Annotated in this window: 7 protein-coding genes; 1 reads left to right on the top strand and 6 read right to left on the bottom strand. The window is 66.5% G+C overall.

All coding sequences use genetic code 11. From position 1 onward, the window contains the following. Positions 1-325: 325 nt before the first annotated feature. The 6 genes from ET989_RS12610 to ET989_RS12585 form a co-directional block, all read right to left on the bottom strand. Positions 326-1129 (bottom strand): hypothetical protein, encoded by an 804-nt coding sequence (locus tag ET989_RS12610; protein WP_131169522.1) that lies wholly within the window; start codon positions 1127-1129, stop codon positions 326-328. Then, a complete protein-coding gene (locus ET989_RS12605; RefSeq protein ID WP_131169520.1) occupies positions 1129-2730 on the bottom strand; it encodes a polysaccharide deacetylase family protein in 1602 nt (533 codons plus the stop codon). The genes ET989_RS12610 and ET989_RS12605 overlap by 1 nt, the downstream gene beginning before the upstream one ends. Beyond that, positions 2715-3572: a glycosyltransferase family 2 protein gene (locus tag ET989_RS12600; protein WP_131169518.1), complete on the bottom strand. Its 858-nt coding sequence runs from the start codon at positions 3570-3572 to the stop codon at positions 2715-2717. The genes ET989_RS12605 and ET989_RS12600 overlap by 16 nt, the downstream gene beginning before the upstream one ends. Next, the gene (locus ET989_RS12595) at positions 3572-5590 is read right to left on the bottom strand and encodes a glycosyltransferase (protein WP_131169516.1); all 2019 of its coding nucleotides are present in this window, start codon (positions 5588-5590) and stop codon (positions 3572-3574) included. The genes ET989_RS12600 and ET989_RS12595 overlap by 1 nt, the downstream gene beginning before the upstream one ends. Positions 5591-5596: 6 nt before the next feature. Then, on the bottom strand, positions 5597-7276 hold the full coding sequence (locus ET989_RS12590) for an ABC transporter ATP-binding protein (RefSeq protein ID WP_206662350.1): 1680 nt from the start codon (positions 7274-7276) through the stop codon (positions 5597-5599). Positions 7277-7407: 131 nt separating this feature from the next. Beyond that, on the bottom strand, positions 7408-8559 hold the full coding sequence (locus ET989_RS12585; protein WP_206662349.1) for a glycosyltransferase family 4 protein: 1152 nt from the start codon (positions 8557-8559) through the stop codon (positions 7408-7410). Positions 8560-8736: 177 nt separating this feature from the next. Between ET989_RS12585 and ET989_RS12580 the strand changes: the two genes are divergently transcribed. Continuing rightward, positions 8737-10308 (top strand): polysaccharide biosynthesis tyrosine autokinase, encoded by a 1572-nt coding sequence (locus ET989_RS12580; protein WP_131169512.1) that lies wholly within the window; start codon positions 8737-8739, stop codon positions 10306-10308. Position 10309 lies beyond the last annotated feature (1 nt).

Raw genomic sequence — 10309 nt, 5'->3', positions numbered from 1 at the left:
CAGGAACGGGCTCACCCAGCCGATCCTACCCTTTCCTTAGTGCCCCCACCGAGCCAACCAAAACCCGCTGACAAGCACCGATGATCACCGACCCCGTGAATTCAGTCACGAGGTGTGCAAGTCAGGTTCGACTATGTGTATGAAGCTTGCCAAAGGCTTGACCGTGAAGTGAAGGAATGGCGTTGGACCTACGGAACAATCGACGTTCGTTGGGGGGCGTCGATCCGTCGGATCCTCCCCGTCGCGAAGAGGGTGCGGAAGGCACTTCTTCGACGGACGTAGGAGAGCCCAAGTGTCGCACGTGCGTCCGTGCAAGCCGCCCAATTCACAACTCGAGGAGTATTCGCCGCACGGCCAATAAGGCACCATTCGGATCGTGCGCGGTATTCCTCCATCCGGACGCGCTTCGCGCATGAATCCAGGGGCCGTGTCGTTCGACCATGTACGTGGACCCGCCCGCGACAAGTTCTTCCGTAGACTCTGTCGTCAGTACAACTTCCTCGTCCCAATTGGTGAAGGCCTTGCACGTGCGCGCTCCAGTGTCGCCACGGCCTCGGACGGGGCGAAAGTCAAGGTTGCGCAGGTCAAAGGCGTCCGTTCGATAGAAGGCGAGTCCGGGCCACAAGTAGGGGCCTCCCTCCCACTTCTGTCCCCGTCCATATGCCGCCGCCACTCCCAAGGAGGCAAACAGCGAGAAGGACTCCATGAGAAAGGCGTCGTGGTCGAGCAGGCCGACAACGGTGGACTGGGCGAGGCGAGGGAGGTGGCGGATGGAGTGGTTCAGGGCTTCAGCGTGGGAGAAACTCGGATCTCGACCTGTATAGGGGTTCCGGCGCAGCAGTCGGTACTCGATGCCGTTTAGCCGACAAATCTCAGCGATACTTCGACGCCCCGCCCAAGTTCTCGAGTTGTCCACCACGATGTAGCGGAAATCGTCCCGAAGATTTCGATGCAAGGAATCCGCTTGCACCTGGATGGCCAAGGCGTTTTCAAAGGCGATGGTGACGAGCGTTAGCGGAGTGATGCGTCGTGGGAACCCGAGAAGCCAGGACAGACGCGGCGTTCGGCTGAACGACAACCGAGCACTGAACGCAGTCCGTGCAACAGTCGTTCGTAAGCGGTTGAACATCACGCGGATTCTTCCATTCGCTTGTGGCTACGGAATTGGCGCACGCGCAGAGATGGGAGGCGGTGACGGATGGTCCACAGCAGACCGCGGAGCCAGCGCACGCGCAGGGTGATGGGAGACACTGCACCGTGGTAGGTGGCACCCGGTGTCAGTGGGCCGATGATCCGGTCGATGGGGACGATCTCGAACCCCTTCTGCCGTAGCCCGCTCACCAGTCGTTTCGTCGTCGGAACGGCGAGGGGCTCCGTGTCGTGGAGCAGAACGACGTCCCCGTGTCTCGCCCTGCGCGTCACCACCTCGGCTGCACTCTGACCATCTCGCCGATCGAGGGAGTTGAGCGTCCAGAGAATCACGGACTGCCCGAGTTTCAGGGCAACACGGTCCACCCTCGCGTCCCGGTGGCCCAACGGCGGCCGGAATTGGGTCACGACCCTTCCGAGCAGCTGTTCCACCACAGTCTTGGAGGTAGTCAGCTCGAGTCGGATGCCGTCCTCGTCCAGGTTGTGGAGGTCTGGGTGGGTGTGGCTGTGGGTCGCCAGCATGATCCCTGGGGCGGCGGCCATGTGACGCACGACGTCCGGTCGTGCCTCGCAGGCCTCGCCGAGCACGAAGAAGGTGGCGGGCACGTTCTCCGCGACCAGGAAGTCGACCAGCTCCGCGGTGTCGGGGCCGGGCCCATCGTCGTAGGTGATGGCGATCTGCTTGCCCCGACGGTTCGTGAGCGACTCGCACACACCCGCTGCGTAACCGAGGCGATTGGCGAGCACCCACACCCAACCGAAGCGGCCCTTCCTGGTGAGCAGGTCGGGCAGGTGGACGAGCAGCCACAGCCCGGACTTGAGGGCGGCAACACCCGTGGGGCCCGGCAAACCGTAGGAGCGGGCCTGCCGCATCAAGGCCGGACGACCCCGGCCGTAGAAGTAGCCCTGGCGCCAGACCGACTTCAGGTCGTCCCGAAGGCGATAGTCGATGGCGGCACCTTCCACGAAGAAAATCTGATAGCCCGCGTGAATTGCACGGAGCGAGAATTCAATGTCCTCGAGGCCGACGAAGTCCTCCGTGAAGCCATGGAGGTGTTCGAACACCTGGCGGGTCATTCCGCACGTGCACCCGGAGGCGAATCTCACGCGTCCGAAGGTGGGTAGTCGTCCCGGCTCCGCCAACGGTCGGGAGTGCGCCAGCCAGGGTGGATTGATTCGGGTGGTGTCGAGACGGCCCGACACGATGTCGGAGTCGATCAACCCGTCCGCCATGGCTGACACCCAGCCGGGGCGCACGACATCGTCACCATCGCAGAAGGCCACCGTGGCGGCATCGACGGTACGTACGCCGGCATTGCGGGCGTACGCCACCCCCTTTCCCTCGAGGGCATCGACCACGCGGACGCCGCGCTCAGCGTACCGCGCTGCTACGTTGCGCGTTCCGTCGGTGGAATTGTTGTTGACCACGACGATGCCCCAGGGGCGCGACCAGGTCTGGGCCGTGAGGGCGTCCAATTGATCGCCGAGGGTGGCCTCGACGTTGTGGCACGGAATGATGACGGCGAAGTCCAGAGGGACATCGTCGGCCGTCGGACGCACTGTGTTCATCGCTCGTTCCATGGCATCCTGCCTCCCAACTCGCCCGCCACTTGTCCGGCGACCCAAGCGCACTTAGCGCGGCCCCCAAAGGATCGCAGCGAGGGCAAGTGACGAAGGAGCCACACCGTCCGCCGTGCCTGGTGGAGAATGTCCACCCCGCCCCTCCCGCCGAGAGCCCGATCGATGCGTCGGCGGGACCGCCCATACGCGCGAGCCTGTCGATAAATGGCTGTGGGTTCGGGTCGAAGACGGTAGTTGACCAGGGCATCTGGAGTCCAAGCGAGTTCAACCCCGTGCTGGTGCGCCCGGATCCCAATTTCGATGTCACAAGCAATCAGATAGCTCTCGTCGAAACCGCCGACTTCTTCCAGCAGGGATCGCTGGAATCCCATGTTGCACCCGTGGGCGAACGGAATGCCTTGGGGAAGCCGCGGGAGCTTCTCGAACAGGCCCTGGCCTCGCAGGTCTACAATGGCTGGGTCATTCAGAAAGTGTGTATCCAGCGGTCCGGTGGCATAGCGGTGTTGCTCGAGCTGAGCCGAGAGCGCAGACGCCCACGTCGGGCTCACCACGTCGTCCGCGTCGCAGTACAAGATCCGCTCATGCCGGGCGGAACGCCAGCCGACGTTGCGCGCGTAGGGCTCGCCGGCCTTCTCCGTGGCGGCGACAACGCGAACGTCCACGCCCGTGCGCGACGCCCACGCTCGCACGACCTCGGGGCCGCTGTCGGTGGACCGGTTGTCGATGACGAGGATCTCGACGTCCTCCACGTCGCGGACGGCGACGGCCAACCCTTCCAACTGCTGCTCGACGTGCTCGGCGCCGTTGTACATCGGAATCACGATGGAGACCCCGGTGGTCATCACCTGACTCCTTCCACGCAGCGCAGGAACCGGTCCGTGATCGACGTTGGGTCGACTTCGGGGCGAGATGCGTGCGCCCGCGCCTGCGCACACAGCGCTCCGTAGCTGGCGGGGTCATCCCAGATCGTTTCGATGACGTTCGACCACTCTATGTCCGTGGCCCCCTCCGGGACGAGGACACCTCCCGGACCGATCGCCTCGGCCAGAGCCGGCTGGTCGAAGCCGACCACCGGGATGCCGTTGGACTGGGCCTCTAAGACCGTCCGAGGCCGCCCGCCGGGGTAGGGCGCCACGATGAGACGGGCGTCGACATAAATGTCGGCTGGTCGCTTGGACCGCCGTCGGAGGGTCAGGTTGGGCAGGTTCCGGCACCACTCGTCGATGGCGGCGAGATCCGCTGGGGCGAGAGGCCACGACTCCTGGTAGACGCAGGTGATGTCGGGGCGGCGTGACGCAAGCTCCCGCAAGATTTCCGGCCGGTTCTCCGACACCGGGTTGACGAGAACGGCTGAGCGCCTCGTGGAGTCAACCTGCGCTGTGTCCACGTCGACGATCGAGGGGACGAACGAAGCCGCGTAGCCCGCCTCCCTTGCCTGACGGGTGAGGTGCCGGGAGTTGGCCAGGACAGCATCGAAAGGAAGTTGCGAGACGGTCAGGTGGCTGGCGGAATGGTCCTCACGCATGTATAGGACCACCGGAATGCCTGCGTCGTGGACATCGTCGACCAGCCAGCGCATTTGCTCCCTGGGCAGGCTGTTGGCCACGACAACGTCGGCTGCGAAGGATCTCAAAGCGCGTCGCACGATGTTCTCCGGGGTGGGGTGCCGCCACAGGGTGACACTTCCCTCGGTGGACGCCGCTGTGCCCAGCCAGCCGGCAGGACGGAGGAAGGTACGCACTCCTCCCCAACCCGTTCGTTCGCGCAGCTTGATCGCGCCCCGGAGGGCCAGTCCGTACAGTGAGTCCTTGGGGGGTGCCCCACTGCCGAGGACGACCGCGACCTCGTGCCCCGCTCGCTGCAGTCTGCGGGCCAATTCCAACGTACTGCGGCGTGCGCCGCCAGCGTCCACGCCTGAGACGAAGAGGAGGCGCATCTTGGCTGTGTCCGGATTGCCTGCTGGGACGCCTTTGGGGGGGTTAGTCTGGGGGGAGTAGCGACGGACGCCCAGCCGTCCGCGTAGCCCGTCCCAAGCGCCCATCAACCTCGCCCGCGCGAGGTCTGGCCGCCGGTCGGCCACGGCGTGCCTCGTGCCGCCCAGCACCACTGAGCGTAACAACGTGAGGAGCGTGGCGTACACGCCGCGGCGATTCCAGAGGATCCAGATAAGCGCTCGGGTCTTGTAGTACTCGCGCCAGGCGCTTCGTGTCCCTGCGGTGTCGGCCACCTGTTGAAGTGAGGGAAGCGGGCAGACCCTGACCGTCCAGCCCGCCGCACGGAGCCGGAATCCTTGGTCCAGATCCTCGAAGCCGAAGAAGAGGTCAGGCTTGAAGAAGCCCACCTCGTCGATGGCGGCCCAGGAATAGAGGGGAGCGCCCCCGCTGGCGAGGTAGTGGACCGGCGCTGTGGTGCCCTCGGGCGGCTGCTCCCGGACGAGTCTGGCTCGCCGGGCATCCCACCGGGCGCCCCGCAGCCCGAGAGCGCCCACGGAGGCTTCGAGCCGCTTCGCCGTCTCTGTGAGCCGCTCCATCAGGTGGGGGGATTCCAGTGGGTCGTCATCGTCCAGGACCAGCACCCACTCGCCCCGATCCTCCCTTCGCGAACGAGCGACGGACGTGGCGTGCGCCCATCCGCCGGCAGGTCCCAGATTCTCTCCGACGGGGGAGTACAGCAACCTTCCGGGCCACGTGGCCTGCTCTCGCTCGATCAGGTTTCGCGCTGACTCGTCCGGGTCATTGTCCGCAACCACGGTCAGTCGGGGGGGATGCGTCTGACTGCGCAAGGCGTCCAGCACCTGCGCCAAGGACTCGTCCCTGCGGAAGGTGACGATGATGGCCGAATAGGAGGGGAGAGCGTCCAACGGTCGTCACTCCTCCCCGATCGCGGTCGTCATACCCGCGCTTTCCAGCGCCTTGCGATAGTAGCGATTGGAGCGGACCAACTGGTCAGGGGTGTCAAAAGCCGTGAGGCGTCCACCCTCCACCACCATGATGCGGTCGCAGAGATCCAGCGTCGTCAGCCGGTGGGCGATCACCAGCATCGTCACGGACCCGTGGAGCTCGGCCATCGTGTCGCGGATCAGGGACTCACTGCGTCCGTCCAGGGCCGAGGTGGGCTCATCCATGATCAGCAGCTCGGGCCGGCCGACGAGCGCACGCGCGATGGACAGCCTTTGACGTTGCCCGCCCGACAACTGACCGCCGCGTTCCCCCAGGTGCGTGTCGAAGCCCCGAGGGAGAGCTTCGATGTCGGCGAGCACGTTCGCCTGACGGGCGGCCACCCGAAGGTCCTCGTCCGAAATGCCGGAACGGAAGAACCGAATGTTCTCGGCTACAGTGCCCGTGAACAAACGTGGCTCCTGCGCCACGAAGGCCACGCGGTCGGTCCACCAATCCCGGTTGACCGAGCGAAGGTCCTCACCGGCAACGGTGATCCTGCCGGCAAGCGGATCCCGAAGACCAAGGGCGAGTTGCGCGAGTGTCGACTTGCCAGCGCCCGAGGGACCCACGACCCCGATGAGTTCTCCGCGTCCGATCTCCCCGGTCAACTCCGTCAAGGCCACCCGATCATCACCGTATCCGAAGGTCACGCGGGTGAACGTCAGAGGGGTCACATGCGCGGGAACCCGGGAACCATCGCTCGCCGCGGCCGATCGGTAGTCGCGAACCATCCTGTCCAAGTTCTCAAGGAACGGCTCGTTGGCCGCCAGCTGGCCGGACACCGTGAGGAGCTGCTGGGCATAGGCGAGTGACCGCAGCATCAGCAGCATCACGGCGCCCACCGACGCGAGATCTTGAACGCCCAAGGCCCACAGGGCCGCCATGCCCGCGAGGACGGCTGCATAGGCAAGAAAGGTGTAGACCGGGGTCAGGAGCCCCTGCGTGACTTGGACCTTGCGGCCGTCGTCGATGGTTCTGCTGGAGCGCTCCTCCAGTTGGTGGAGAAAGCTGTCCCGAGCGCCGAAGACGTGCATCTCCTGACCCAAGGCGCCGAGTTCCGAGACCGAGGTTGCGTACTGCACCCCGCTGGTGGCGGCTCTCTGCGAGATGCGTCGGACGAGCCGCCGGAGAGGCGTCAGCACCGACCCGAGGACGGCCAGGACGACCAAGACCCCGGCCGTGAGGAGGGGATCGATGACGAGTCCCGTCCCCAAGAAGGCGACCAGGCTCAGGCCGGCGGTGATCATCTGGCCCACCAACTGAGCGGTCTGGGTGGCCTTCCAGACGAAGGATGACATGAGTTCCTGCAGGCGACCGCTCGGCTCGGCTTGCTGCACCGACCACGATGCGTTCAAGAAGGACCGCGCCAACCGGTCACGCTGATCGCCTGTCACGCGCGCCGCCAGCTCTGCTGAGAGCCAGACGCCGACGGTGGCCACGGCCAGGCGGAGGAACAGGGCGACGAATCCGATGGCAAGGGCGACACCCACGGGCAGGGAGAACCCGAGGACGGGTGTAAGGGCGTCCTGTCCGCCGGCCAGGGCGAGGATGGTGCCCGTCACGAGCACCAGGAAACCCGCCTCCATCAGCGCGCCGACCAGGGACACGGACGCCAGCGTCGCCAGCGTGCCTCGGTAAGGAATCACCACAGCCGCTCCGGCTGGGGAGAGGCCGATGAGCCGGAGCACCGGGCCAGACGGCCGCCGGGGTGGAACTGGACCATGCGGCCTACCGGCGGTCATCGTCGCCTCCGATCGAGCGAGGCGGCGGCGCAGGCGTAGGCCGCCAGCGATCTGCGGGCGACCGCCCGTTGATCGAACGCGTCAGCGGCACGGAGGCCGGCGGCGCGGCCGAGCCTGGTGCGCAGTGGGGCATCTCCCAGCAGCCGCTGGACGGCCGTGGTCAGGGCACGCTCATTCTTGGCCGGCACGAGAAGAAGGTGCTTGTCGTGGGTGCCGATCTCGCGGCAGCCACGGATGTCGCTCAACACCAGAGGCAATCCGCAGGAAGCGGCCTCCATGGACGCCCGCGAGAATCCCTCGCGGTAGGAGGCAAGCACGAAGATGTCCAGTGCCGAGTAGGTGGCAGGCATGTCCGTGCGCTCACCCACGAACCGGATCGCCTCGTGATGGGGAACCACCGTCGTGGCGTCCGTCTCGTCCTGGGGTCCCACCCAGATGAAGGTGGCCTGTTCACGTAGCAGGTGCGCCGCCTCGGCGAACTCCGCGAGGCCCTTCTCTCGCACCCGGCGCCCGATGGTGCCCACCAGCAGTTCGTCGTCGGAGATGCCCAACTCGGCGCGCACGCGACGCCTTCCCTCCGGATCGAACTGGAATCGCTCCAGGTCGATGCCGTTCCCGACGACCTCCCAGCGACCCTTCGTGAGGAAGCGGCGCAGCGTGTGGGCGTCCTCGGCGTTCTGGAACAATTCGTAGTCGGAGAACCGGATCGCCAACGCTTCCAACCCGTAGACGAACGCTCGCTTGAGGAGTCGGTCCTCGGGCCGGGCCCACAACCCGTGACAGGTGTTGACCACAACCGGGACGCCCGCCAGCCGTCCGGCGATCCGACCCATCACCCCGGCCTTCGGTGTGTGGGTGTGCAAGACGTCGAGCTTGAGGCGCTTGATCGTCCGGAACAGCTCGACGAACGCCTTCACGTCGCTGGCCAGCGACCACGAGCGGGTGAAGGACGTGACGGGCACGTGCGTCACGCCCAGCGCCTCGACGCGCTCGACGTACGTCCCCGGCGCACTGATGCCGAAGACGGTATGGCCTTCCTCGATGTCAACCGCCAACTCCGTGCCCAACAACAGCGCCAGCGACATGTCCACCGTGGTCAGGTGGGCGAGTCGCAGCGGCCGCTTCGCGCGCGGGTCTGGTTCGGGCACCCCCCCATCGTCTCAGGCAATGCGCGAACGGCAAAAATGTGGCATAACGCTGTTGCCCGGTAGGATCACCCTGGTCAGTTCCCACCGGGAGCTGAGCCCCTCGAACTCGCCATGCGAAAGGTCTGGTTGCATGTGGCACCCCGCGGTCACACACCCCCCGTCGAAGAGAGGTGAGTCGTGAGCCTGCACGACTTCATCAAGATCCTCCGCCAGCGCTGGTGGGTCATCCTGCTGTGCACCCTCGTGGCCGCGGTAGCCATGTTCATCGTCACGCCCGCACGGGGCGACACCACGCAGAAGATCGGCAACTACACGGCCACCACCGTGGTGCTCGTCGGCGACCGCGCGCAGCCGGCCCCCAGCCGCAACGACCCAGCCCCGTCCGTCCAGCGGGCGTCGATGGGCCGCATCGAACTCTTCATCAAGACGGGCGAGGTGCCCAAGCGCGCCGCCCAGAAGCTGAACTACCGCGACGACCCCGCCCTGCTCGCGGCGGGCCTGACCGTCACGTCAGATCCGTTGTCCGAATCAATCACGATCGCGACGACCGCTGCCGATGGCCAGCGCGCCGCCCTGGTGGCCAACACGTTCGCGCAAGAGGCGGTCGCCTTTTTTGATGAGGCTCCCGCTGGCGCCGGCAGCGCGCAGTTGACCATCCTGCAGGAGGCCACGCCGATTCCCAACCGCAGCACAGAGGGCTTCGTCATCCCGCCCGACCGCAACATCCGCACGGCGCTCGCTGCGCTCGTCGGCCTGCTCGTCGGTCTCGCACTGGCCCTGGTGCTCGACCGGCTCGACTCCCGGCTGCGCACGCGCACCGAGGTTGCTGATGCGCTCCGCATGCCCGTCATCGCCGAGGTGCCGCGCCTCAAGCGGGGGGATCGTTCCGATGGCACCATCCTCACCCTCAGCAAGCCGCTCAGCATCTACGCGGACGGCTATCGAGCAGCGCGCACCGCGCTGATGCACCTGCCCACCCAGCAGGTGCAGGGAGATTGGTCGCCCCGCCGCGCCAGCGGGGTGCCGGAGGAGGACGCAGCTGAGAACGCGCACGTCATCCTCACCACCTCCGCCCACGCGGGGGAGGGCAAGAGCACGAGCGTGGCCAACCTCGCCGCCAGCTTCGCCGAGACCGGCCTGCGGGTGCTCGTCTTGGACGCGGACCTCCGGTCGCCCGATGTCCACACCAAGTTCGATGTTCCCCAGGGCGCTGGCATCTCCGACTACCTCACCAACCGGGGAGCGACCGAACTGGCCGACATCATGCGGCCGACCAGCATCGAGGGCGTGCGCATCGTGACCGCCGGCACGCGCCTCGACTACCCGGCCTCCTTGACCAGCCGCTTGGCGCCCCTGTTGGACGACGCCCGCAAGAACGCCGACATCATCCTGATCGACACAGCCCCTCTGCTCGCTGCCAGCGACGTCTTCGACATCCTGCCGTTGGCGGACGCCATCGTTGTGGTCGTGCGTGCCGGTCGCCTGACGGAGAACGCGGCGAGCCGCGTGGCCGAACTGCTGGGGCGCTTCCGTGTCCCCGTCACCGGCGCGATCCTCATCGGTGGACACGTGCGCAAGGCCGACTACGGATCGGGCTACGGGTACGGCGACACGCCCACCCGGGGGAAGATCCGTGGTGCCAACCGCAGCGCGACGCGGCCCAGCATCCCCACCCGCGACGACGTGCCCGTGAGTCCCGACGAGCCCGTGAGTACGGGGGACGACGCTCCTCGCCGCTCGCGTCCCTGAG

This window comes from Propioniciclava sinopodophylli, from assembly GCF_004324755.1.
Taxonomy (GTDB): Bacteria; Actinomycetota; Actinomycetes; order Propionibacteriales; family Propionibacteriaceae; genus Propioniciclava; species Propioniciclava sinopodophylli.
Note: the sequence above shows the minus strand (reverse complement) of the source record. Positions and strands in the feature narration are given on the sequence as shown.

Bases quoted from the DNA above. Each gene is read 5' to 3' on its own strand.
- ET989_RS12600 (WP_131169518.1), bottom strand. From the start codon at position 3,572: ATGACCACCGGGGTCTCCATCGTGATTCCGATGTACAACGGCGCCGAG.
- ET989_RS12605 (WP_131169520.1), bottom strand. From the start codon at position 2,730: ATGGAACGAGCGATGAACACAGTGCGTCCGACGGCCGACGATGTCCCT.
- ET989_RS12610 (WP_131169522.1), bottom strand. From the start codon at position 1,129: ATGTTCAACCGCTTACGAACGACTGTTGCACGGACTGCGTTCAGTGCT.